This is a genomic window from Paenisporosarcina sp. OV554, from assembly GCF_003058165.1.
GTDB lineage: Bacteria > Bacillota > Bacilli > Bacillales_A > Planococcaceae > Paenisporosarcina.
This window is the reverse complement of the sequence record NZ_QBUC01000009.1, coordinates 1-25,186: the sequence shown is the minus strand read 5'-3', so window position 1 is coordinate 25,186 and position 25,186 is coordinate 1. Positions and strand designations below refer to the sequence as shown.

General features: G+C 35.2%; 17 protein-coding genes and 2 pseudogenes. 7 read left to right on the top strand and 12 right to left on the bottom strand.

Features of this window, described 5'->3' with window-relative positions; genetic code table 11:
* Positions 1 to 525 precede the first annotated feature (525 nt).
* Both C8K15_RS09630 and C8K15_RS09625 read right to left on the bottom strand, forming a co-directional pair.
* Positions 526 to 4,065 carry a hypothetical protein gene (locus C8K15_RS09630; protein WP_108586195.1) on the bottom strand — a complete coding sequence of 1,180 codons (3,540 nt, stop codon included), beginning with the start codon at positions 4,063 to 4,065 and terminating at the stop codon, positions 526 to 528.
* A gap of 236 nt (positions 4,066 to 4,301) precedes the next feature.
* Positions 4,302 to 4,535, bottom strand: coding sequence for a hypothetical protein (locus tag C8K15_RS09625; protein ID WP_108586194.1), 234 nt, complete (start codon positions 4,533 to 4,535; stop codon positions 4,302 to 4,304).
* A gap of 368 nt (positions 4,536 to 4,903) precedes the next feature.
* Between C8K15_RS09625 and C8K15_RS21355 the strand changes: the two genes are divergently transcribed.
* The gene (locus C8K15_RS21355; RefSeq protein ID WP_146173650.1) at positions 4,904 to 5,038 is read left to right on the top strand and encodes an LIM domain-containing protein; all 135 of its coding nucleotides are present in this window, start codon (positions 4,904 to 4,906) and stop codon (positions 5,036 to 5,038) included.
* A gap of 60 nt (positions 5,039 to 5,098) precedes the next feature.
* Here C8K15_RS21355 and C8K15_RS09615 read toward each other — a convergent pair whose 3' ends face one another.
* A complete protein-coding gene (locus C8K15_RS09615) occupies positions 5,099 to 9,241 on the bottom strand; it encodes a S8 family serine peptidase (RefSeq protein ID WP_108586192.1) in 4,143 nt (1,380 codons plus the stop codon).
* 714 nt (positions 9,242 to 9,955) lie between these two features.
* On the opposite strand from C8K15_RS09615, the pseudogene C8K15_RS20115 reads away from it, so the two are divergent.
* The 4 genes and pseudogenes from C8K15_RS20115 to C8K15_RS21350 all read left to right on the top strand — a co-directional run.
* Positions 9,956 to 10,024: pseudogene (locus C8K15_RS20115) on the top strand (VOC family protein); the annotation flags it as partial.
* A 5-nt stretch (positions 10,025 to 10,029) separates the two neighbouring features.
* The gene (locus C8K15_RS09610) at positions 10,030 to 10,455 is read left to right on the top strand and encodes a DUF4304 domain-containing protein (RefSeq protein WP_108586191.1); all 426 of its coding nucleotides are present in this window, start codon (positions 10,030 to 10,032) and stop codon (positions 10,453 to 10,455) included.
* Positions 10,456 to 10,595: 140 nt separating this feature from the next.
* Positions 10,596 to 10,913, top strand: coding sequence for a helix-turn-helix domain-containing protein (locus C8K15_RS09605; protein ID WP_108586190.1), 318 nt, complete (start codon positions 10,596 to 10,598; stop codon positions 10,911 to 10,913).
* On the top strand, positions 10,898 to 11,107 hold the full coding sequence (locus tag C8K15_RS21350; RefSeq protein WP_108586189.1) for a helix-turn-helix domain-containing protein: 210 nt from the start codon (positions 10,898 to 10,900) through the stop codon (positions 11,105 to 11,107). Before C8K15_RS09605 ends, C8K15_RS21350 begins: the two co-directional genes overlap by 16 nt.
* Positions 11,108 to 11,233: 126 nt before the next feature.
* Here C8K15_RS21350 and C8K15_RS09595 read toward each other — a convergent pair whose 3' ends face one another.
* From C8K15_RS09595 to C8K15_RS09570, 6 genes are read right to left on the bottom strand one after another with little or no spacing between them, the layout of a single operon-like run.
* Positions 11,234 to 11,746: a DUF2179 domain-containing protein gene (locus C8K15_RS09595; protein WP_108586188.1), complete on the bottom strand. Its 513-nt coding sequence runs from the start codon at positions 11,744 to 11,746 to the stop codon at positions 11,234 to 11,236.
* A gap of 31 nt (positions 11,747 to 11,777) precedes the next feature.
* Entirely contained in the window at positions 11,778 to 13,835 is a 2,058-nt protein-coding gene (locus C8K15_RS09590) for a CocE/NonD family hydrolase (RefSeq protein ID WP_369973722.1), read from the bottom strand.
* 20 nt (positions 13,836 to 13,855) lie between these two features.
* The gene (locus tag C8K15_RS09585) at positions 13,856 to 14,485 is read right to left on the bottom strand and encodes an ABC transporter permease (protein ID WP_108586187.1); all 630 of its coding nucleotides are present in this window, start codon (positions 14,483 to 14,485) and stop codon (positions 13,856 to 13,858) included.
* Positions 14,486 to 14,504: 19 nt separating this feature from the next.
* Positions 14,505 to 15,419, bottom strand: coding sequence for an ABC transporter substrate-binding protein (locus C8K15_RS09580; RefSeq protein ID WP_108586186.1), 915 nt, complete (start codon positions 15,417 to 15,419; stop codon positions 14,505 to 14,507).
* On the bottom strand, positions 15,416 to 16,078 hold the full coding sequence (locus tag C8K15_RS09575; protein ID WP_108586185.1) for an ABC transporter permease: 663 nt from the start codon (positions 16,076 to 16,078) through the stop codon (positions 15,416 to 15,418). Before C8K15_RS09575 ends, C8K15_RS09580 begins: the two co-directional genes overlap by 4 nt.
* 3 nt (positions 16,079 to 16,081) lie before the next feature.
* The gene (locus C8K15_RS09570; RefSeq protein WP_108586184.1) at positions 16,082 to 17,206 is read right to left on the bottom strand and encodes a betaine/proline/choline family ABC transporter ATP-binding protein; all 1,125 of its coding nucleotides are present in this window, start codon (positions 17,204 to 17,206) and stop codon (positions 16,082 to 16,084) included.
* 371 nt (positions 17,207 to 17,577) lie between these two features.
* On the opposite strand from C8K15_RS09570, the gene C8K15_RS09565 reads away from it, so the two are divergent.
* Together C8K15_RS09565 and C8K15_RS09555 are read left to right on the top strand one after the other, a co-directional pair.
* On the top strand, positions 17,578 to 18,237 hold the full coding sequence (locus C8K15_RS09565) for a TetR family transcriptional regulator (protein ID WP_233260429.1): 660 nt from the start codon (positions 17,578 to 17,580) through the stop codon (positions 18,235 to 18,237).
* 480 nt (positions 18,238 to 18,717) lie between these two features.
* Complete coding sequence (locus C8K15_RS09555) at positions 18,718 to 19,566, top strand: pentapeptide repeat-containing protein (protein ID WP_108586183.1); 849 nt, start codon at positions 18,718 to 18,720, stop codon at positions 19,564 to 19,566.
* A 238-nt stretch (positions 19,567 to 19,804) separates the two neighbouring features.
* Here the strand turns inward: C8K15_RS09555 and C8K15_RS09550 are convergent, their stop codons facing one another.
* From C8K15_RS09550 to C8K15_RS09540, 3 genes and pseudogenes are all read right to left on the bottom strand, one after another.
* A complete protein-coding gene (locus C8K15_RS09550) occupies positions 19,805 to 24,040 on the bottom strand; it encodes an NACHT domain-containing protein (RefSeq protein ID WP_108586182.1) in 4,236 nt (1,411 codons plus the stop codon).
* Positions 24,041 to 24,447: 407 nt separating this feature from the next.
* Positions 24,448 to 24,681 carry a hypothetical protein gene (locus C8K15_RS09545; protein ID WP_199224090.1) on the bottom strand — a complete coding sequence of 78 codons (234 nt, stop codon included), beginning with the start codon at positions 24,679 to 24,681 and terminating at the stop codon, positions 24,448 to 24,450.
* Between the two features lie 67 nt (positions 24,682 to 24,748).
* Positions 24,749 to 24,964: pseudogene (locus C8K15_RS09540) on the bottom strand (helix-turn-helix domain-containing protein); the annotation flags it as partial.
* Positions 24,965 to 25,186 lie beyond the last annotated feature (222 nt).

Here is a 25,186-nt window from a genome sequence, read left to right as displayed (position 1 = left end):
TGTATCAATAACCTTGAATTTTATCAACATCAATCTACAACGCAAAATAAAGCATATTAGAACATTTAATTGGGGCTAAATTGGGGCTAATGAAAATAAATGGCGGCGTATGTACAGGAATGTGTAAGTGGTGAAGCTACTCTCAAAAAGCATTTTTTTTAGTTACTTTCTATTTATGAGTGTTTTCAATTTTTCTTTTGGCTACTAATCAATGGTAAGATACAGGACTTACTAAGACATCTACCTCGACAGGGTGGATGTCGCTGGTTCGAGGCCAGTCGGGATCATTGGGTGCCAAACCCGCAGGAAACCTTTAGGAACAAAGGTTTCTCCTTAAAAGCATCATCTCTTCGGAGGTAGTGCTTTTTCTATTCATAAAGATATGGGTTGTAAGATGGGTTGCGATTATTAAAATATAAAAGCACACTCAGAAGAGCGTGCTTTTGCCTTTATATTGTTTTCAACCCATAATGACCTTACACTGCCAGCGGGAATAACTAGAAACTAAAGAACTATTTAAAATTTCTATTTGTTCTCTTCCTGTTGCATTGTAATGATTTTTTCAGCTTCACGATTATAGGAGTCTGCGATCCCCTTAAGAGTCGCGGCAAACCGATGGAATCCAGCATTCTCTATGTCCTCAGCTTTGCTCCTGTAATTGGCTGCCAACTCTTTCTCTGGTTTTCCGGTTGGATCAACAGAATGGAACCCACGAGAGTTATACACCTTTAATCTAAATCCATTTCTCATCTTTTCTGAATCCCTAGAATTAAGTGCCTCAGCTACTGTTTGATTAATCCAAAGCCCATTTGGGTCAGTTGGACTATAAAAGAGAACCCTTCCAATATGCGATAGTGCTACTTCAAGGTGACCAGAATCTTTACATTTGACTTTAGTTAGTTCAAGCCAATCCCGAAAATTATCAGCTGAAAAACTTCCATCATTTTTTATAAAAGGCGGTGTTTTCCACTCGTCTAGCAATCGGTATGCATTTTCAGCTAATGCTTGCTGATGCTCTGTAGGTTCAAAATCGGGTTTTTCATCCGTTTTAGAACGATAAACTAAGCTAATTACTTCAGAGAAAAAGCTTGAATCAGTAGCTAGTCGGTTTTCTAAATACTTTGGTGATGCTCCATTGTATTTATCCAAAAGTGGAAGATAAGCCCACTCGACTCTAAATAGGTCGTCCGGGTTGGTATCAGAATCATTTTGCAGGGCTTTTATCAGCTCAACATAATGATAGGAGTCATTTGTGTAAGACGGTTCTGTAGAGGATATAGCGGCAATAAGAGCGGTAACGGTACTTCTTTTTTCTAATTGTTGATTTTCAGAATAAAGCTTATATATACAGGATATTGCCGCATTCGGTCTGCCATATTTAATTAATTTATCTATGGCTATACCAAGGTCGCTATCAGTTTGATACGGATTCACATTGGTCCTACTCCAATATTCTGCCTCAGAATCTCCGAGCTGTTCAATCACATGCTCCCATGTCTCTGCAGTAAAAGGAAGCCATGCAAGAAATTGAGCAATCTGATTTTGACTCCAAGTTGTCATGTTAACTGAATCGACCCATTCCGCCCCATAACTAAGTTGTCTCCCTCTAACAAAAGCACTTGTAAATTGAGAAACATTGTTATCATTTGTATTTAATAAAGTTGGAAGAATTTTTAATTCAATTGTTGATTCACCTATCAAACCAAGAGAATGGCCAACAAATGATGGGGATTCTACCATTTTAGCAAACTGAATGATTGCATTAATTCCACCATAATCAAAAATATCTTTAATTGCCGATTGACGGCGTAGTTCAAGTTTTTCGCTTTGTTCCTTCCAGTTTCCATTTCCTTCATAAAGATCGAAATTACTGTTATTGAATAAAAGGGAATGAAGATACAAAGGGTTCACTGGCGCAAGAATTGCAGCAGTCTCTTCAATTTTTAAAACCTGTTCAGATTTAAGTGCCCAATCCTCCTCAGCATAACGCCTATGCTTTGAGGCGAACTTTATTAACTCAGTCCAGAGATGAATCCGTTCTGGTTCATTTTTGCTTGAAATATCCACAGAAGACAATCTCCTCACTACTTTTTCGAAGGAATGTGGTGGAAGATGATCAAGATGACCTACGAGTTCTGTCAGCTTGCTAAGATCATTACTTGCCATTTCAATTGCTAAATCAGAATAAATTGAAACCTGTTCCCAATACTCCTCTTGTGTACCCTTAGGCGTGTCTTCAGGAATCTTCTTTCGCCATTTTGGCTTATAAGAACCCGAGGAAGTCTGTCGCTGGTTAGGTAGTAGATTCATCAAGAGCTTCCAACCCACAACTGGAACTTCTCTTAAAAGCGTTTGCACAGCTACCTTTCGTTTATCAGTCGAAGCGGTAGTTTGAGGAAACCATGGTAGAAATATAGTCGCAAGTGAATTAGAAGGTCTATTGGCCCAGTTGCCACCAGGATCACGTGATGTTAGTTCACCCAGTATAACTGTTACTCGAACTAAAAAATGCTGATCCCATGCGAGTGTTTCTAGTGCCCAGAGCAGTCCTGTAAGATAATTCCCTCCAGTCATACCGTTGCCTTCCTGTAAGAATAACTCATCAAACGGACAAGGTTTCTCCAGTAAGGCGGTGTCCACTGCAGTTAAAAATTGTTCAGGAGCAGCCTCTGCTAATAACGGGAGTAAATAATTTAAACTCCCCCACAACTCCCAATCCGCACTTTCAAAGACTTCGCGAACCACTACTATGGCAACAGTTTCAGGTTTATCTGATGAACAGTTGATTAAATCCTTATGGAAAGTAGATAGAAGTACTAAGCTTTCGGCTATCCCTTTTCGTAATGACTTTGAATACTTTAACTCTTTTTTATAAACGCTAGCGGCAAATCTTTTTTCTGAAGGTAAAGAGAACATTGGATCATTCTCTTTTAGGACAGTTATTGCACATCGTTGGAATACTTCTAACATGTCATCAAAGATTCGAGGTCCAATTCCACTCCAAAGTTCTTCGCGTTTCTTGACACTCCATATTCCATTTATCAATGTCACAGGACTTTCCGGTTGTTGAAGAATTTCTCTTATATAGGAAATCCACTCAGAAAAGTCTTCCCTACCAAGTTGGGATATTACATCGATATCACTCTCATTCTTCTCGCTCCAAGAGCCAAGAAGGTTTGCAATTGCTAATTTCGATGCCGATTCATGATTGTTCCAATCTGGTATCTTAGTTTCTAATGGCATTTTAACAAGGTCATTAGGAATAGTTCTTTTTATTGGTTCAAAAAACCCTGAAAGGATATTTTCTGGAATAGAATCAATATTTATGTAGCCCGCATTTTCACTTTTATATGTTACTTCTTTTTCTATTAATGCCAACAAATCCTCTGCCCGACCCTGTGAATACTGACCAATTAAAGAGTGAAGGAGAGAAAGGGTTACACCTTTTATATCCAGATCATAGAGAAGCAAATGAAAGCATTTCAAGAATCGCCATAATTCATCCTCTGTTAAATCAACATTTTGATTAGCATTTTTCAAATGAGTTTTAAATACTTCAAGCTTTTTTCTTTGTCCAGCACTGGTAAACTTGCCAAGAGTTATTCTCTTATTGAAATCATTAGCATCCTTAGAATTCTGTGCCTGCCTGAGTAAAGTCCGAACATGATCAGTATCTGTAGCACTAAGCGGTCCTGTAATTAGAGCTATGGCATCTGTATGCTCATTAAAAATCTTTTGGTTATTAAAGTCATTCCAAGCCGCATGAATAACTTCTCCAAAAACCTTGTCAGCTTTGGTTATTTTAATTGTATGCTTGATTTGGCCCAATAACTTTGCTTGTCTATCACGGCCAGGTTGTTTCACGAAGATGATGAGATCATCTGTTTCGATATTCTGGTATTTACCCTGTAGTTTTATTTCATCAATTGGCCAGGTAGGCAAACAAGGAGAAAATCCCCCAGTCAACATTAAAACTACAAACGATGCCTGAACACGATTTTCAAAATGTGTCCCTCCACCACCTGTTGAATAAGAATTACTGAGCTCTTTACCAACATCGTTCATTTAAACACCTCTATCATCAAATTAATCAAAATACTTTTACGTTATTTCAATTTTCGACATAAATCTTAAAATCCCCTGCTTTTTGCTTTCCTATTAAACAAAAAAAGCCTTTCCACCATTGAGCGGTTGGGCTTTACTTATGCCATGGCTAGATAGATTATGAGCAATTCTTCTGTCCAAAGAAGTTGGATTAATAAAAAAAAAACCCATTCGGTCTCTCCTTTTTTCACATTTCTTTAGACAAACTTATAACTATGATTTTTCTTAATCATTTCAGTGATTTCTTTCAGTGCATCTTCTTCGTTTTCTGCATTAAGATTGTTTAGTTCAATTAAACCTTGTTCAACAACGCAAATTAGTCTATAACCACCAAGATAAATAATTTCATTATTGAACCCTGGATACTTTCTTAGTTTCACCTCATATACATGCAAAGCCTGCGAAGACTGAGTTCCGTTTTCTATATTCACAACAAACCGTACAATTTTTGAATTTAATACACCCGATTCAACAGAGGAATAAGTAGGTAATAATAACTCTCTTTTTTTTCAAGATATATAAAATGATAACAAAATATTGTAACCAATGTTTGTGAAACTTTTATAAGAACCTAGGGTAATGAAAAAGTTCTTTTTATCGTCATTTGTATTTTTTTGAATTCGACCTGAATCTTTTTTTCTGTTTAGTAAGGAAGTTGGATCTCAAAATAAGCATTTTATATGGATAATAATCACGAATAAGCTCCTTTGCGGCCTTTAATATCTTCAGTGTAATTCCTTATTCTGTAGGAGATAATCTTAACCTGCCCGTCAAAGTGTTACTTCAAAGTAGAAAGATAATGGTTAGTGCTTACTTGAAAAACCCAAATGTGTATAGGGAGAGTTGTTCAGATTGCGGTCAACGTTTAGAGTCTAATGAAACGTTTGAAGCCTATGGCAGAATTTATTGTGGACCATGCTATCAGTCCAAATAAGAGCTAAAATGATAAAAAAAAAGAGTCCTGATCTGATCAGGACTCCCAAAGCAAATTGAATTAAGGTGTAACTCCAAGTTCTCTTAAAATATCATCTAATCTTTTACTCTTCACATTATCTGCAGGTTTTGGCGTGTTTTCTACATCTGGATTTACTTTTAAGTAGTTGGTTTTGACAAATCCGATGTCTGTTGCATTAACAATACCATCAAAGTTAATATCTGCTTCGCGTTTATTTGTGCCCCAAGCTTCTTGAATCACCAGTGCATCGTAAATGTCGATTACTTGGTCTTGGTTTACATCACCTGCTACTGCTTCTTTGTTGTCAATGTACATATATTGCCCATACCACACACCGTTGCGTAAGAAGCCAACTTTTTGATTTTTTTGTATCGTAATAAAGTGCCCGGGTAGGTGTACTTCTTTGGTAAATAGTTGATCGGTTAACGGAAGCTTAGTCACAAGGAACTCTGGTTGGATTCTGCTATTTATAGTTGCATCGTAGACTTTACCCATAGCATCGGAAAAGATTACTTTAGCCCCAGCTTGAACCCAATCTTTTTTATCCCAGATGATAACTTGACCAGATGCATACTTTCTAAAACCTTCTGCTGTAAGGTAGCCAAATGCTTCAGAGAACGTAGGGGTGACGTTCCAAGAAAATGGTGCAAAGAAGAGATTTGTTGATGTGCCCGCTTCATTCACATAAGAAACCTTTGCATTAAATCCTGCTACTGTAGTGTAAGCAGTATCTTTCACCTTAATAGTTACGTCTACAGCAGGGATTTTGCCAGAAACTTCTTTCGTAGACGCTACATCTAGTTTGATCGATGGTTTTCCATTCGTATAGGTAACGGTTACTGTTCCTTCACCAAACTCACTTAATGCTGCATTGGGTTTTGCCTCAACCACTTCTAGTTGAGTGCCAAATTTAGGACCATAATAGTCAGAGTCTAACAAATTCCAAGTGGCTGACTTTAATTTTTGTACATTGTCCAGTGTGAGGGTAGTGGTAATCGTTTCCCCTAATGCGATCGATTTTTGTTTACTGGTTCCATAAGCAAATGGAGTACCTTCTTTAACAAAGTAGTAGGCTTTCCTTCCACCTATGTTCCCACCTCCATCAAATCCATCCATCTTAAAGCTTAGGACCGGAGTTTTTTCATCCATCGGTATTTCTTCTTTCCATTTTCCCGCTGTGTCCAAACGGACAGGGCTGGAAGGGTATCGACTGTTGAAGTACGGCAAGAGCCGGTTTTTGGATTGGTCGACTGCCATCCCTGCTTGTTTTGCCGCTTCAATTTCTTTGTCATAGATTTGCACTTCAAATGGATAAGTAGTTTGACCTGGTTTGTACTCAAGGATCGGAGACTCTTGATCCAATGAGCTTGTAAAAGTAGGTAAATCAATATCTACTAATAGATCGAAGGATTTGGTAAGAACTTTGTCAGCCTCAGTAGTCGTAATCGTTTTCAGTTGGTATTGCCCCGGTTTTGCTTGTGCTGTTTCTGTAGAGATTCCATCGGCTGTAAACGGATAGTAGTTTCCATTAAACATAGCTAGGAAATAGGTTGTATCGACGTTTTTTCCAACCAGATTGTGTCGTCCAACGAAACCAAGCTCTTGCCCCGATTTCCGGTCTACTAAGATCATGTCCATGGTTTTCATCGGTGTTTTCAAGTTCATTTGCGCAGATACCAAAGAATGTCTATTAAATTCGCCATAGTGATCATAGCGATAGTAGGCTGGGGAAAATATATTACTACCTCCGATATCCAGTGTTTTGAAGTTGTCTTCCGCTGTACGAACACTAAATGGAATCCGATATTGCTCGGTTTGATCCTCTTGGTTGGTCACTAAGAGGTAACCTTCGTAAATTCCTTCAGCAGCAGCTTTAGGTACTTCGATGGTAACATGTAGACTTTCGGTAGAAGCTGGATCCACTGTTAAGGTTGGGTGGAATTTCACTTGAACCTGGTTGGCTACGGCATCTAGGCTACCTTTCACCGCTTGGAACTGAACGTTCAAATTGAAATTCTTTACTTTATCAGTTAGGTTTTGAAATTTCAACTTTTTGGTAACGCTAAGATCTTCACCTGCATAATGAGTGCCAAACGCAATGCCACCTGTTTTTTCTTTGATAGTAGTGATTACATCAGCGTTAGGAACTAGGGTCGTATCCTGTACTTGAATCTTCATCCCCGTATGGACGGCTTGATAAGGATCCACGCGTCCTGCTCCCACTTCAAATACACTGTAGGAACCATTCAGTGGATCAGCGGTGTTCATCATGATTGTTTTTACATCTTCAGGCTGTAACGTTGGATTGACTTGTAATAAGAGTGCTGCTACACCAGCCGCATTTGGCGTTGCCATGGAAGTACCTGAGAGACGAGCATACGCATATTTGTAATCGGTTGGTGCGTCATGGTTCCCGATGTAAGCGGGTACAGAAGACAACACACTGACTCCAGGAGCGGTGACTTCTGGCTTGATGTCATAGGTTCTTTTGGCTGGTCCACGAGAACTGAAGTCAGCTAGGGTGTCCCCTTGTGTTTTGGTTACAGTTAAATTACTAAATGTGAAGGATTTATTTCCTGCAGTTAGTTGCTCCTTCACCTTGAGTCCATCCTCTTGAGTAAGAGAGAAAGTAGGAATAAAGTTTTGATTTTCTCCCAAGTAAGCAGGAATATGGCCAGGTTCGTTGTTATACATTAAGACAGCCACCGCGCCATGTTGTTTCGCAAACTCAACTTTATCTGCAAATGCATATGTTCCCCGAGCAACGAAAGCGATTTTGCCATTCACATCTTTGCCCGTGTAATTCGCGTTACCACCAAGACCTACGTTTACTAGTTCTAAACTTTTCCCTTCTAGAGTAGATAGGTTATCAGTGAAGGATTTTGCCATGTTACGCAGTTCCAGCCCACTGAGTGTTCCGATCGCCCCTTTCATGGACGAATGAGAAATGGATACATCACTGGCTCCAACGGTGAGAGCGAGTGCAGCAGTTCCAGGAGAGGCGAGAGTGTAAGAGTTAAGACCTGAGTTACCCGCAGCCACCACGGCAGTGACATCACTTAATACCGCATAGTTCACGGCTGTACTCGTTGGATAGTATGGATCGTTAATTCCTGCTCCCAAGGAAATGTTAATGACATCCATGCCATCGGCAACAGCTCGGTCGATCCCCGCCATTACGGCTTCCGAAGTACCGCTACCATATGGTCCAAGGACACGGTACACATAGAGGTCAGCATCTGGAGCGACTCCTTTGACAGAGACTTCACTATCGTTTTTAGCTTGACCGACGATGATTCCAGATACGTGAGTCCCATGCTCCGTGTAGTAGGAGATTCCGCTATTGAATTCCGGGTTACCTGACTTTTTCCAATCTGCGTAGGTGGTTTCCATCGGATCGTTGTCATTATCGACAAAGTCATAGCCACCTTTGAAGGCATCTATTAGATCAGGATGATTGTAGTCGACCCCTGTATCGATGACCCCTACTTTTACGCCTTTCCCTGTGATTCCTTCCGCATGAAGCTTGTCTACTCCTACAAGGGGAACACTAGCCGCTTGCGTCGAAGCGTTATTAGATTCTTCCTGTGCGATGGAAGGGGGCTCTACCGTAAAGGTGATATTTTTGTGTACGGATTGGACCACTTCCGATTTCATCAACGTCTCTACTTGGTTCGCAGCAAGGGTAAGAGCCACCCCGTTATAAGAAGTTTTGTAGGAACATGTGATTTTATAAGAAGGTTCTGCACTTTTGACTTCTGAAGTAGAAGTGGCAGCAGGTAAGATTTTTTCCAGATCACTTTGGAATGTGGAATGTTCTTGATCTACCTGTTCGTTGGCTTTTTGTTTGGTTACTTTTTTGCCTTTCAGAGCGGCCTCTAATACAGCTACTTTTCCTGGCTTGGACTTAAATTGTACGATAACAGAAATGTCTTTGTCTGATTTCAGATCTTCATCTGAAAATCCCTGCAAGCCATAGTTTTCTGTCATCTCGAGTTGGTTTAAGGCCGCTTGTTGTTCTGGGGTGAGCGATGCTAAGATTTGTTCTGCTGATTTACCAGTTGCACCCGAAACAGGTCCGATCCCAAACTGGACGGAGGAGAAAAGTAAACCCAATGATAAAGCAATGGCAGTTGAAGTTTTCGATGTTTTGCTATACCAACGATATTTTCTCTCTTTCATAGGCTCCCTCTTTCTTGCTAAGAATTTGTAAAGATCGTAACGAAATTATTGTAGCATAAGCGTAAAAAGCGATAGAACTGAGAAAGTGCGCTTTAACAATTTTGATTTCAACAAAATTCCTCCTACATTTTTCAATTTGGCATTAGAGCCATCTTGCCCGAGAATATTATTTCTTCTAAATCACAGCCCCTTCCCTTCTGTCTGAAAATTATTACAATTCGTATTATACCTACTCCTTAGAACAGTGTGAATTGGGGGAATTCCATGTGATTCCATTGACCCATTCAACTAAAAAATATTTTAAGTACGTGTCAATAAAGCACGAAAACCTGTGGAAAATAGCATATTTTCAAAGGTGGATGGGTGAAATTTTGTAATAAATTATCAAGTTATGAATGCAATACATTTTAAACTTGGCAAAAAGAATGAAAATTAAAAACATTCTATCAATTATTGCGATTTTAATAGAATCAAATCGATAGATAGTACTAGGGACTCGTATCGAGGAATAGAAGTTTAACTAGGACATTTGTACCAAAAACACCATTCGTGATTAATAGAACTAACTGTCTATGAATGCTGCTTTACTCTGAATGTAGATTACAATTAAGGGAAATTCTAAAAATCAATTAGTGTTAGGAGGATTTAGGGTGAAGTACTTTATGTATCAATACTTTATTCATTGCATGTGTCAAACAAAATTTCAGTAAGTGATGGGTAGTCGTTGCACCACCTGGTTCAACTGGCACTTCGATCTTATTAGCAAGGGCCTCAAAGCCAGAATCCTAATGGAGACTGCTGAGTTTAAAAAAATTGTAGATGAAATAGTTATTTCTAACGGAATGCAAAAAAGAGGTAGCTATTATTATTTAGAAAGTAAAGAAATAATGGTTGTACTTGGGTTACAAAAATCAAGCTACTCATCAAGTTATTATTTTAATCTGGGATACATAATTAAAGACTTAAATGAAAAGGCAAACCCTATATACACAGATGGAAATATTCGTTTGAGATTTGACTTTGATCTGAATGGAAAAAAGACTGACATTGTTGATTTTAATAAAGTGCAAAATGACAAACTTATTAAGGAATTAGAGAGAAACATCAAATATTATGTCTCTCCTATTACAAGCATTGAGGCATTAAAAAATCTAATTTTAGAGGAGCCTGTTCTCTTATATCAGACTTACACTTGTTACGAAACAATACCTTAAAATTAAATAAATCTTAAATGGGGCAAGGTTAAAGGTCCACCGGCGAGGGGACTGACCCCAGAGGCTGAGACAAATTAAAACACCTCCAAGTTGAAATTCGGGTATACAATGCCTAAATCCAACTTGGAGGTGTTTTTACTATGGGTACAAGAATCAGTTATCCGGTTGAAGTAAAAGAAGAAGCAGTACGTTTGAGATTGGCAGGTGTCCCAGTAGCTGAAGTGATGGAGCGTCTCGACATAAAAAATAAAACACAATTAAAAAATTGGATGAAATGGTATCGAAACGGTGAAACGCACCGTTTTCAACAACCAGTGGGTAAACAATATACCTTCGGTAAGGGGCCGGAAAACGTCAATGAAATGGAGAAGTTAAAAGCGGAGAATCGCTATTTAAAACAACATATTGAGGTTTTAAAAAAGTACAAAGAGTTGGAGAGGAAGTGGTACCAAGAATAGCGTTACAAGCTTTTAAAGAACTGAAGAAAACAATGACCATCACAAAAATCTGTCGCTTATTAAACGTTCCAAGATCAACCTATTATAGATGGAGAGAACAGTATACGAATGCAATGCGTTGTGTGGATTTAAAACAAAGTCGCGATGTTTGTAAAAAAGATGCGATGTTTAAAATAAAGTCACGACGTTTATAAAAAAGTTACGAAGCTTTGCCCCTGTGGATGTAATTGACTTTTTATGGTAAAAATAACAGGTGGTTGGTGATTTTTTCTAGCAGAGCCTATCTATTCTAATTTCAGCGAATAAAGACTCGTACCTACTTATTTAGTTAATTTCACAAGGAACCCACCATTAAATTTAGTGGGTTCATATGAAATAATAAATGCTCTTGGACACAGTGAAGTAATATAATTTTTTAATTTCTGTTCATTTTTTCGCTTCGCCAATACTTTCATGCAAAGTCTTTTTCCATCTTTTCCATCTGCAATCCATGATGTTACACCATACCCTTTTACACGAATTTGACTAGGTAGCTCAATTTCTAATGAATCTACAATTACTTCAAATACGACATAACCAAGTGCTAATCGATTTTCAATAATACTACCCAGGTATACTCCGAGACCCCATCCTATACAATATGCCACAATATTTAATGGATTGTCTAGATTATCTAATACCATTGTCAAACCCATTAAATAAACAAATACTTCTGCCATTGATAAAAATGATGCTATTACCCGATAACCTTTAATGACTAATATTAATCGTAAAGTTGTGAGTGTCATATATATCACATTAATACCAACGATAAGTAATATTATTGAATTCACATTCTTTTCCAGCTCTCTTTATTAAAAATTATTAAACAAAATCACGTTCCACTTCGAAATTTTTTAATTCGTCATAGACTACTTCTTCACCTTCAAAAGCTTTTAAATGATTTGTAATATAAAACTTTGTTTCATCTGATTTCATAGTACTTGATGATTCTAGTCGAGTTTGCCATTCTTCCCTACCTACTGTTAATGTCCAGTCACACTGAACGTACGCAGATAATGGGTCTCCCTCTACTATTTTATAAATATTACGATTTTCACTTCCATATTCAATCCCGTTATATGGCAAACGCCGGCAACCTTCATCCGAGAAGTCGTCTAAAATCCATTCATTCGTAATGGTATTATGTCTAATTTCTCTTGTTCTTCCGGCTTCTCTTAATATTTCACGTTCCATTACTCTCGCAGTTTCAGGGAATTCAAATGGTCGAATTTCTTGTACTTTATCAGTCTTCGTATAAATAGGTAATAATAACTTAGATTCTTCATCCTTAATAACATGAATTACTGCTTCCTCAGCGGAAGGCCATGCATGTGGCCAATTCGTTGGAGAAATAGATAACTGAAGCTTATGACCCTTAGGCATTTTATATCCAATGGCATCAAGCTCAATAGTTACTATAATTTCTTCATTAATCGGTACATCCTCTGGAAACTCATGGCTATTTCGGTGAGTCAAATTCAATTGACCCCATGTGATTAACTTCGAAGTTCCCTCTGGAGATAAATCACTTAGACGTACAGCTAGATTCGCTTGCTTTTTATCACATAATAACTTTAACTGAAGACTTGGGAAACCTAAAATAGCTACTTCCTCCATTAGTTCCTCGCTAGTAAATGTTGTGGAAAGACCGTTTTCGATACTTTGGTCAGAAGCCATATCCCCTTCTTGCCCAAATGGACAATAGACACCTGCATAAAGACCATGCTGTTGATGCGTTTTCAAGTGCTCCAATCCATTTCTAGATTGATCAATTAATTCCTGGTCACCTAAAAAATATATTTTTTCTTTAACATTTTTCGTTGTCCAACCATCTTCCACAATCCACTCTCCAGGTCGAGTATAATAATCTGTTTTAGGAGGAACTGCGTCTTGCATATACACTCGGAAGTTTGGTTCGTCCATAATTCCAGTTTCTTGGCCTTTCAACCAATGATCCCACCAACGTAGACATTCTTGTAAGAATCCTATTTGTGGTCCTGGAATTGCTACCTCTGGATATTCATGTGCCCACGGACCAATCAAACCTTTTACTGGCCCTTTTAAATTCTTCATCAAGCGAAATACCGCATTTGTATAAGCATCTGCCCATCCACCTACTGCATACACAGGAATTTTGATGTCATTATAATTTTCACCAACCGAGCCATGCTTCCAAAACTCATCTCTACGCTGATGATGCATCCATTCCTCCACAAAAGGTGGTGTTTTTTCTAGGCGCTCCAACCAATTTTCTCGCCAACTATCTCCTACATGCTTTGGATCTGCGGGACGTGCATTGTAAACTAACATTGTCGATGCCCACCAGAGCATGTCCGATGCTAGTAAAGCTCCACCTTTATAATGAACATCATCTGAATAACGATCATCTGTAGAACATAATGTAATAATTGTTTTCAAAGCAGGATGTTGTCTTGCAGCTACCTGTAGTCCATTGAAGCCACCCCAAGACTTTCCAATCATACCAATTGAACCCGTTGACCACTTTTGCTTTTCAATCCAATCCAATATTTCTATTGCATCATCTTGCTCTTGTTTCAAATATTCATCGTATAATATACCATCTGAATCTCCTGAACCTCGCATGTCCACTCGGACACATGCATAACCATGACCAGCAAAGTATGGATGACGAATAGAATCCCTTATCGCTGTAAAGTCATTTTTTCTATATGGAATATATTCTAAAATACAAGGTACTGGATTCTCTTCTGCATCTCTTGGCATCCAAATGGTTGCAGCCAATTTTATTCCGTCAGACATTGGAATCCATATATGATCAATTTGCGTAATTTCTCTTGGAAAGTCTGTTTTTACTGTTCGTGTATCGGAATCTTTTATATTGAATACCAATTTTCTCACCCTTTTACTTCCTATTTTTCTTATGCTAATCGTTTTTTAGTCTTTTTCTCAATTTTCCCCAATACAAAGTCAGCAATAATCGCAAGTAACGCAGCTGGGATTACACCGGAGTAAATCTTCATTGTATCTAGTGTATTAATACCAGATGCAATTTCAACACCTAGACCACCTGCGCCAATGTAAGGACCAAGACAGGCAACGGAAACCGCTATTACAACAGCCACCCGTAAGCCAGTCATCAAAAAAGGAATGGATAAAGGAATTTGAACTTTTGTTAGAACCTGCATTGATGTCATACCAATTCCAACTCCTGCTTCTAAAATTCCTGCTTTTACTTCCTTAATTCCAACATACGTATTTCGAACAATTGGCATCAAAGAGTATAGGCATATGCCGATAGTCATCGTTAGATTTCCTAATCCAAAGTAAAGCATTAATACTGCTAACATTGCGATACTAGGGATCAATTGTAGGACATTTGTTAATGAAAGTATCACTGGGGCAACTTTTTCAAATTTGGCTGCAATAATCCCTAGTGGAAAACCTATAATTAATGCTAAACAAATTCCAGCTACCACCAGCAATATATGCGTACCTGCTAATGATAATAAGTCAGTAAAATTTTCACCAATATACTGAATAAATTCCATGTGCAATCACCTTTTTTGATTAGTTGATCAATCCTTTTTCCTGTAAGTATTTCTTAGCTACCTCTTCTGTATCACTACCATCAATATCTACTTCATACATTAGTTGAGTCATATCTTCAGTGCTAATTGAACCTACGATTGAATCTAGTACTTCCGCAACTTCCGGATATTCTTTAATGAGTTTATTTCGTGCTACGAGAGATGCCTCGTATGGCGGGAAGAAGTTTTTGTCATCTTCCAACAGCTTTAAATCATATTCTATTATTTGAGGATCTACTGTATAGGCTGTAACTACATCCAACTGATCATTTTTTATACCTTGATACATTAAAGAAACTTGCATACCTTTTGCGTCACCGAATTTATACCCATACATTTCTTGATAAGCACGATACCCGTCATTTGGTCGCTCAAGCCAAGACGTATCTGTACCAATAGTCAAGTCTGGAGAATATTTAATTAAGTCTGACATCTTCGTTATATTATTTTTTTCTGCAAAATCACGTTGGGTTGCAATACCGTATTGGTTACTGAATCCTATGCTGTCATACCATTTTAAATCATACTTTTCTCCAAACAAAGACTGTGCTTGTTCCAGTGTTTTCGCTGGTTCTGTTGAGAATTCTACTTGATCATCGTCAAAATGATTATTATATACTTCGCCCGAATACAATACTGCAAGGTCAAATTCTTCCTTCTCAAGTGCAGTCATAATTTGTGGACTTGCTTGAATATCTTCCGTAATCTCTACTTCATGATCAGTCTGATCTTCAATCAATAACTTCACTATCTGTGCCATAATTTTAGGATCTGTATTTGTTTGCGTTCCAAATTGAAGCACTTTTCCACCATCGGCGGAAGTCTCCTCTTCACCACAAGCTGCTAAAATTAAAATGAGTATAAAAAATAAACTACCAAGTATAGATTTCCTCATATTGTTGATCCCCCTTTATGCTTTTTCAAAATATTTTTCTCCACTCTTCCAAGTACAACATCCAAGAATAATGCTATTAATATGGAAAGAATAGTCCCCGTAAAAATCATTTTTTTATCATTAAATCCTATTCCGGCTAAAATGAGATCCCCTAACCCTCCTGCACCAACAACAGCAGCTAATTCCGCCCAACTAATTATATAAACACTAGTCGTGCGAATTCCCGACATTATATAAGGAAACGCCAACGGCATCTCTATTATTAAAATTCGTTGAAAAGCACTAAAACCCATTCCTTTTGCTGATTCTACAATACTTTGGTCAATCGATTTAATCCCAGAATAAGTATTTCGTAATAATGGCAGCACAGCATATAAAAACAGTGCTGCAACTGCAGGCTTAAACCCAATACCAAGAAAAGGAATCATTAATGCTAACATAGCTATCGTAGGAATAGTTTGCAAAATATTCGAAATACTAAAGATGGCATTCTTCACTTTTTCATTTTTCATTTTGGTCATATAAATCGCTAATGGAATGATAATGACTACCGCTAGCACTATTGCAACAAATGATATTGTAATATGTTGTAAAACGTACGCAAGAATAGAATCATATCTATCCTGCCAATATTCAATGTAATCTGTAATCACATTCATTTATCAAACACCACTCTTACTGCCAATGACTTGACTCATTGCAAGGAATAAGGTGTGTCTATCTAGTACACCTAGATACTTCTCCGCATGCGAAACAACTGGCAAAATAGCAGGATTTAATTCTTCTATTTTTGTAAAAACACTTCTAATTTTAGTGTTTTCCAATATTGGAGATTGATTCTCTATTATTTCTTCTACTAATTTTGTGCTTTTGTCTAACGCTTTATAGAGACTAATTACACCAATATATCGCTTGTCATCATTAAGCACTGGAAGATATGAAATATTGTTCCGTTGCATTGTCTCAACTGCATCTTTTATAGTAGTCTGCATAGTAACTGTCGGAAAATCAGATTGGACGAATTCTTTTACCGAAGGCAGTAGATTCTTATTCTTATTTCGCAGTCGATCTTGGCCAATAAATTGTTTAACAAATTCATTTGCAGGATTAGTTAGTAATTCTTCGGGTGTTCCCTTTTGAACAATAACGCCATCCTTCATTAAAATAATTTCGTCTGCAATTTTAATAGCCTCATCCATATCATGTGTAACAAATATAATTGTTTTTTTAATTTCTTTTTGAATACGAATAAGCTCTTCTTGAAGTTTTTCTTTACTGATAGGGTCCAAAGCACTGAAGGGTTCATCCATAAGAATGGTCGTTGGTTCTGCTGCAAGAGCACGAATAACACCTATTCTCTGTTGCTGACCTCCACTTAGTTCGGAGGGATATTTATGTTTGTATTTTTCTGGGTCAAGATGAACCATTTCTAACAACTCATCCACTTTATCGTTGATACGATTTTTATCCCATTTTAATAGCTTGGGAACTGATGCAACATTTTCATAGATTGTCATATGTGGAAATAAACCGATACTCTGGATTACATACCCCGTTCTTCTCCTAAGTTCAATTGGATCGATTTCTTTAATATCTTTTCCGTCAATAGTTAACTTTCCGCTAGTATGTTCAGCTAACCTATTGATCATCTTCATGGTTGTGGTTTTTCCACATCCACTAGGACCAATTAATACATTAATCTTTCCCTCTTCAAATATAAGGTCTATTTCTTTTAAAGCCTGAAATCCATCAGCATAAACTTTACTAACCTTCTCTAACTTAATCAAAAAAATTCCTCCTATCGTCATAAGCGGAGAATCCATTTTGATAGTACTTTTTTTCAAAGCTACAAAATCTACTCCAAAGTTATGAAAGCTTTTCTATTAGTCTCATTGTTTGCGTCAAAGAGAATCTATGGTATTACATTATTCTTTTAATCTTTTTATTGTTATTTGAAGTATCCCCAGAGCATTCTAAAAGACTAGTAAATAACTCTTTCCTACTCCATCTAATTTCCCCTTTGCGATCTATTTATTAATCACGACTAAAATTTAATCATGATTATTTCTTGTTTCTTCGCTATTGTATCATGGTATAATTGCAACATCAATATATTTTCTGAAAATTACCTGTTTTCTAAAAAAGTGAGGTGGGTTACGTGAATAATAAAGAAATTAAGCGAAGAAGAATGTGGACGTATTTTATAGACGCGACGGAAGAACTAATAAAAACAGAGGGACTTCAGCAAGTTACGATTCGAAGTGTCGCAGAAAGGGCCGGTTATAATAGTGCAACTATTTATAATTATTTTAACGAATTCTCTCACCTACTATTTTTTGCATCCTTTAAGTTTTTGAAACCCTATCAAGCAAAAGTTGTAAGTGAGATGAACAAGGTAGACGACCCTGTACAAAAATACATAGTAGCCTGGGAATGTTTTAGCGAATACTCATATAATAGTCCAGATATTTTTAATGCTGTTTTCCTTATGGACTTAGGTGATCATCCTGAAAATTTATTGGTTCACTATTATGAGCTTTATCCTGCTGATTTACTAGAAGTACCCGAAGCACTACACCCACTAATATTGGATAGAAATATCTCAACTCGTGGACGGTTTGCCCTAAGGGGAATTGTTAAAACAGGCCTCTTAACTGAAGAAAAAGCGGAAGAATTAAATGAACTTACCAATTTAGTTTGGCAAGGGATGTTTTCTAATTTGTTAAATAACCGCGCTTTTTATTCCCCGGAGGAAGCACATGAACGTACGATGAAATATGTAAAAAAAATAATTTATTTTATGATTAATATTATCTAATTAGAAACTGATGTTGACCGAACTTTATCACAGGGTCACCGGTAGAGGAGGGGCAATGGAAGGGTTCTTTTTCTACCTAAAAAACCAAATTGAATGGGGATGATAGCTATGGCTTACATAAATACTTGGCCTTAAAAATTGATAGTGAGGAAAATATTAAACAAGCTTGAAAAGTAATATATTAAATAGTATAATTTTGGTACATCAATAGCTTAAGTTTGGTTAGAGCGTTCTGAAATTCTTTCAGAAAGATGCAGGTTCGAATCCTGCTTGTTTTAAAGAATTAATTCAATTCTTTAAAACAAGCAGGCTTCAAGGGTTTTTAGCACTTACATGAACAAAGTTAAAAAACCGCCAGATTTTTATATTTGGCGGTTTTTTATGATTCTTTATAGATTGTTAAATTTTAGTGATTTGAATATTAGAATTTATTATTCTGGTGGTACTTAAAAATAAACATCATAAGGGGCAGTTTTTTGAATGGGGAAAATATTCTCTAGAACTTTTAAAAATGAATTAGCAGTAATGATTTCGATTTTAGTTCTATTAGCAATTATGACTGTTGTCCTTACACTTTCGTATGATTACATCCCTATTATTATACACAAGAGCATATATCAGGAATCCTCTTTTTGGGAAGGTTTTTTAGTTAATCTTCATAACTCAGTATTTGATTTTATATTTCTTGGAATAATGCTATATTATTTTACAGATCGTATCAATGAAAAAAGAAAAATAGAGGAATATCATGATAATATTGAAGATGTTAGATTTTGGTTTAGGGAAGAGGCGACGAGTAAAATAATTGCTAATATAACCCGATTAAACAAAAATGGTGTTATAAAAATTAATATCTCGAAGTGTTATTTAAAAGATGCTTATCTTAAAGACGTAAAGCTTATTAATAGTAAATTAATGGGAGCTGTGTTGGAAGGATCTAATCTTCATTCTGCTTTACTGAATGGATCAGACTTTAAAGGTGCAAAACTGGAGAATGCAAACTTAACAGGTGCTTCATTAAAGGAAGCGAAAATGAGAAATATTTTTTGTGATGAAACAAATTTTACGGGGACAAATTTAACTGATACTGATTTGAATAAGGCACGATTAATAAACTCTAATTTTAAAAGTGCAATACTAAAAGGGGCAGACCTGCAGGGAGCAGAGTTCGACAACTCTTCGTTTGTAAAGGCTAATTTTATTGGTGCTAGGAATATTGATATTAATAGTATTGTTAAAGCGAAGACTTTAGTTGGTTCAAAGTTCGATAGTCAAATTAAAGTGGAGATTGAAAGAGTTAAACCTGAATTATTCAGTCATCAAAGATAATTTATTATGAGATATGAATGTACCTATAATAACGCATGAGTGGTTAATTATTATCATTGTTTTTGATCCATGAGGGTTTCGTTGGATAGTGTTGTAGGAGTTATACTGGTATGGTTAGCTGCCCTTTAGTTCTGGAAGTGAAGAAAATGAGGTAAAAGAATACTTTAAAGTTGTAAAAATCCTAAAATATAATGGGAGAGGATAATATATACCTCTCCCTAAAGCAGCAGTTTACTAGTTAATACCTATCTTCCATTTCTAATTCTTTATGTTCATCTAATATAGTATATTTTATTTCATTTCCATTATCATTCCAACATATGAACCATTCGTCTTTTCTACTTCGCTCAGATCTTTTCTCCATATAAAAATCCCATACTATTGATTGATTATTTTCTTTTAAATATTTTTCTAAATAATCTTGTCTAAATAACAAGTTAGTTTCATATCCCATGTACTGAGCATCAAATGCAACTAAATTTCCCTCAATATCTTTCCATATTCCCTCAGAAGTTTGATTTAGTTCGAAAAATTTCACTAAATTAGCATTCGGTAGAAGGTAACTGCATGAAGTTCTTTCTCCAGAAATAGGATTTATATTCGTTTCCCATAAATATTCCCAAATAGCTTCTTCACATTCAATATCTTGAAATTCATTTTTATAAAACATATCTAAAAAGGAGGGATGCCAATATAGTTCAAATGCATATACACTATACGCATTTGCCCAAGAAACACTAATATCTCCTTTTTTTTCTAATTTCAAAGCAATGTATTTTTCTTTCTCTATTGTAGGTAAGAAAATCGCTTTTGTCTTTACAAAAAACTCATCTTTATCAACAAACTTTTTACCATTATCCCTTTTTTGAGCCAGTAGTTGTGCTAAAGATACATATTTATTGCCATCATACTCAATAAATGTAAAATCAGAGAGACTGTTAAATTCTTCTTTACTTTGCGCCCACATTTTATTTGGTTTGTACGGCAGATAGGACTTAGTCAAATTACGAGTATTTTTTTCTGGTGGATAATCTAATAAACTAGGATCTATATTCCTTAAGAATGGATCCCATGGGCCTTTGTATTTCTTGTAATATTCTTTTTCGATCCCTAGAAAATGTTCTTCTTCTTTTAAAGGTACTTCAGATTCTTGATCTATTAAATCTATATATTCCTCTGATTGCGAGCTAAAAAGCATATGCTCAGAAATTCTTTGATTGTGTAACTCTTTGTATTTCTCATATTCAGCAGTATATGTCTTTATTTCTTTATAAATAGGATAGTTATCTGTTAATTTAGCTAATAATTCATATAGAGTAATCCATTGATATTTTTTACCGATACGCTCTACTAGATTTTCATGTCTATTATAATATCTTAAATTTCTATCAAAATACCCATGTATATTTTCATCATATCCGTGATCGATAATCCTCATTGTAGCGATATTACTTAAATCTTGGTCGTTAAATTGATTTCTCCAATCATATAAGGCACTCCCAAAAACATATCTTCCAAAATCTCCATATACACCAGTACCTCTTCCATATTCAGTCGTCATGGACCTAATTATCACATGAAATCCACCATACTCTACTTCTGATATTTGTTGCATTTCTTTCAACTTCTCATCTATATCTTGTAATGTATATGTTTTTTCATACCAGTTACTAGAATATGGAGGATTAATTTTTTCGTATTCTTCAAGATCAATAAATCCTTTATTAGCAGCATATAAAATAATACTTCTTGCGTAATCTCTAATTAAAATATTCGGATAAACTTCTTTTTGTTTAAATATATTAGCATAAATAATATCAATTATTTCCTCTAATTGTGGTACTTCATTTATTCTTAAAATTGCACCATACACACTTGCAAATAGTCTTTCCAATACATATGGATCATTTACATCAATAAACCTTTTAATATTCTTTAAAATAATCGACGGTTCATTAATATATAGTTTTACTAGAGCCGTAGTAGAAATATCTCTTAGTTTTCGGTCTGTACATGTAAATAGCCAAATAATGGTTGTAGACAACAACTCAAAATTCTCATACTTGAAGTGTTTAAAGCTTAGATTCTGTTTTAGAATGATCTCTACAAGTCGCGTGGGCACTTCTGAATTATTATTTATAGATATAGTCCAACTTCCATCTCTTTTTGACATTGTCAATGGATAAATACTATCGTATAAAAAATCTGAATTTAATGGCGATTCTATAATATAAGACTGTTTTAACAATCTTTCGTATACTAAACTTTGTAAATCTATTTCTCCTTGACTAAGACATAAATTAATCCAATAGAGAGTTCCTTCATTTATATTTTGCACATTTCTCCATGAGATCCCTCGAACAAATGATTCTGCTGTATCAAAAGTTATTAGTTCACTGTCAACTAAATCTAGCCATTCTAATTTTAATTTTTCGGGAACAACTATTGATAGACTCTCATAAACTCCGTAATAAAATGGGTTGTCAGATGATAATATTTCCTCAAAAAGTTTTTTGTTTTCCTGGTATCTTTCTAATAAAACTAGGGATATATAAACATCTGCAAATCTTTCATAAGCAAAATAGACTAAACCATCACCACGATACTCTGGATTAATTGATAATATATTTTCTTCTTCTAACCCTAAGATTAACTCTCGATAACCAGTTGTATATGGACTCGCTACACGATCTAATACATCATAAAGTTGATTTAAATCAATATAAGGACTTTCACCTTCAATAAAAATTGTAGCAATTTCTTTCAAGATTTTATCCACTAAATTTAATGAATTTGAATAGGGAAATCTTTGATCAAGTGACAATCTACTATTTATATTTGCAATATATTTTTCTAATACCTCAACTATACTCCAACCTCTGTATCCTACATATTCTTCTTGAATTGCCTCACAATAAATTTGTAAAAATAAAGGATTATAGCACTCATTTTCTAAAGAAGGGAATACCACTGGATTTATCTTATAATAATTGAAAAAAGGATCTAATGCTTCCAAACTTAAATTCTTAAATCCCTTATGTTCTAATCTATGTAACGGAAAGTCTTGCTCAATATTTTCAGGTAATACGCTTCTTACATAGTTACTTCTAACTGATAAGACTACTGCAATATTTTCAAATTCTTTAATGTAATTTAAAAAATTCAACAAATAATTTTTCCAAAAATATTTACCTGCTCCCTCATTTAAAGCATCTATTATAATTACAGTTTTCTTATTTTTCTTATTCGCTCTATCATTCAATTCTTTAAAAAAGTATTCTATAGAACCTTTGTAATCAATCAAATCGAATAATTGTTTGAAAGGTTGGTCAAGCGTATTAAAATGTTGACCTAGAAATAAAAAAACATTATGTCCAGCTTCTTGCATTCTTTTAGCATTGTCAGCTAATAGATGTGATTTTCCTATTCCCGCATCTCCATATATCAGCACATATGGTTCATTAATTAATATAGGTTTAACTAAGTATATACAATCATTTATGTCTCTTTCATATTTATTTACTTGGTTGATTGAACTTATGACTTCTTCTCTAATGCTCTTTTTAGATTCTTCATATAGCTTATATCTTATTCCTTCAACTTCCCCTATAAAGCTACTAATCTCTTCTGTGAAATTGTTCAAACTATTTTTTAAATAAAACACTTTATTACTACAGTCTATCTGCTTTAAATAATTTGAAATCTTTTCAATAAAAGACAAATCTTTAATCTCTAATTCTTCTCTATACTTATTCAAAATAATATTTAAATTAACGATACAATTTTGTAAATTATCTACTAACACATTGAAACGTTCAAAAATTTTATTGTCACTTACTAACGAATCAAATACAGCATTAAAATCTGTTTCTACGTTGGCTTCTGAGTTATATCTTTTACCTAAATCTAATATATTTCGATCCAGTATTTTTTCTAAATATTCATCAGTATATTTTTCTAAGTAAGCTCTTTGGTGAATTTCAAATAAATTTCTTTCAAAGTATTCTTTTAGACCTTCATTGCTCTCTAAAATACTATTTTGAATATTAGCTAAGATATTCATCTCATTTGTTTTAAAACTTTTATCTCTATATTCTTCTAGATATGTAATCAAATCTTTAAGGTATTGTTTTACAACCGGTTGATTTTCTATTTCTTTTAGCTGCACAGATTTTCTATATTGATTTATCTCCTCTATTGCTAGTTTAGAAAGGTGCTCTATAAAGGCATCTTTAGCTATGGACCTGTATGTAGCTCCAAATACATAATTAAATATTAAAAGCCCGTTCTTTTCTTCTCTCAAAAACTTTTGAAAAATATTTGAGTCGACAAATGTATTTTCATATTCCTTTTGAAATGTTTTTATCTTTTTAAGTTTATATTTGATCTTCCATTTATCTATTAAAGTAGTACTTATCAATTCCACGGTTTTTTTAATTAATGGTTGGACTACAAATGAAATAATATTCACCATTTTAACACCCCTTTTTCAATTTCGCTTAATATCATTGATTTTAATATTACATCTAAAATATATCGTCTTTTGTATTTTACAGAATATTCTATCCTTAAGAAATAACTCAATTTATGAGAACTAGCAGAGAAGGAAGTGGTAGGAATACAAAAAGTTCAAGGCATTACTAGTTTTGCGTTACCAAAACATAAACAAATAAAGTGGAGATTATCAAATCTTTAGATTAGCGATCATCCAAAATAGTATTCTTACGTTGTGCCAAAGATTTATCTAACAATAAGGCAAGTCGTTTAGATTAAATAGATAACAGTAAAAAAGATGGATAGTCCCTAATCAAAATGGAAACCATCCTCATTTGGTTATTATTCAAAAATGAAATGAGTTTCTTCTATTAATATAGGAAGAAACTATAATGACTCTTCATACTCTCTCACTAACATATAAAAAGTAGTCTTTTTTACGCCAAATTCCTGCATTGCCTTCACAGCTGTTAGCTCACTTGATTTCCACTGATTATAAACTTGTTTAAACTCTTGAATAACCGTAATCATTGGTCGACCAAAAACTGTGCCTTTTTGCAAGGCAACATCAATTCCTTCACGCTGCCTTTTTAGAATTCTGTCTCGTTCCTTTTCTGCCATTCAAGAAAGAATCTACAATGAACGTCCTGTGTCGTGTCTAACAGTAACAATAATCTGTATTAATTGATTACTTACGTTCCAAATAGCGATAAATTGTTGTTCGAGAAACTCCCCATCTTTCCGCCACATCCTTAATTGGTGTGCCACCATCAATAAGGGCTTTCATCATTTCAATTTCTTTCACGCCGCATTTTTCTGGACGCCCGCCAAGACGACCCCTTGCTTTAGCCGCCACTCGCCCTGCTGCAGAACGTTCATGAATAAGATTACGTTCAAGAACTGCCTACTTAAACGTTTAGTAGATTAAAAAGAAATGTTCCTAAATAAAAGGGCCAATCCTAAAAATTGTTTATAAAAGGTATTCCAAATCTGTTGGAAATCTCATATATGAAATGAGTTTCTTCTATTACATAGGTTAACTATAAAGATTCTTCATACTCTCTGACTAGTTTATAAAAAGTAGTCTTTTTCACACCAATTTCCTGCATTGCCTTAACTGCCGTTA

Coding starts and splice junctions, on each gene's coding strand:
- C8K15_RS09630 (WP_108586195.1), bottom strand. CDS start 4,065: ATGAACGATGTTGGTAAAGAGCTCAGTAATTCTTATTCAACAGGTGGT.
- C8K15_RS21355 (WP_146173650.1), top strand. CDS start 4,904: ATGGTTAGTGCTTACTTGAAAAACCCAAATGTGTATAGGGAGAGTTGT.
- C8K15_RS09615 (WP_108586192.1), bottom strand. CDS start 9,241: ATGAAAGAGAGAAAATATCGTTGGTATAGCAAAACATCGAAAACTTCA.
- C8K15_RS09610 (WP_108586191.1), top strand. CDS start 10,030: ATGGAGACTGCTGAGTTTAAAAAAATTGTAGATGAAATAGTTATTTCT.
- C8K15_RS09605 (WP_108586190.1), top strand. CDS start 10,596: ATGGGTACAAGAATCAGTTATCCGGTTGAAGTAAAAGAAGAAGCAGTA.
- C8K15_RS09585 (WP_108586187.1), bottom strand. CDS start 14,485: ATGGAATTTATTCAGTATATTGGTGAAAATTTTACTGACTTATTATCA.
- C8K15_RS09580 (WP_108586186.1), bottom strand. CDS start 15,419: ATGAGGAAATCTATACTTGGTAGTTTATTTTTTATACTCATTTTAATT.
- C8K15_RS09575 (WP_108586185.1), bottom strand. CDS start 16,078: ATGAATGTGATTACAGATTACATTGAATATTGGCAGGATAGATATGAT.
- C8K15_RS09555 (WP_108586183.1), top strand. CDS start 18,718: ATGGGGAAAATATTCTCTAGAACTTTTAAAAATGAATTAGCAGTAATG.
- C8K15_RS09550 (WP_108586182.1), bottom strand. CDS start 24,040: ATGGTGAATATTATTTCATTTGTAGTCCAACCATTAATTAAAAAAACC.
- C8K15_RS09545 (WP_199224090.1), bottom strand. CDS start 24,681: ATGGCAGAAAAGGAACGAGACAGAATTCTAAAAAGGCAGCGTGAAGGA.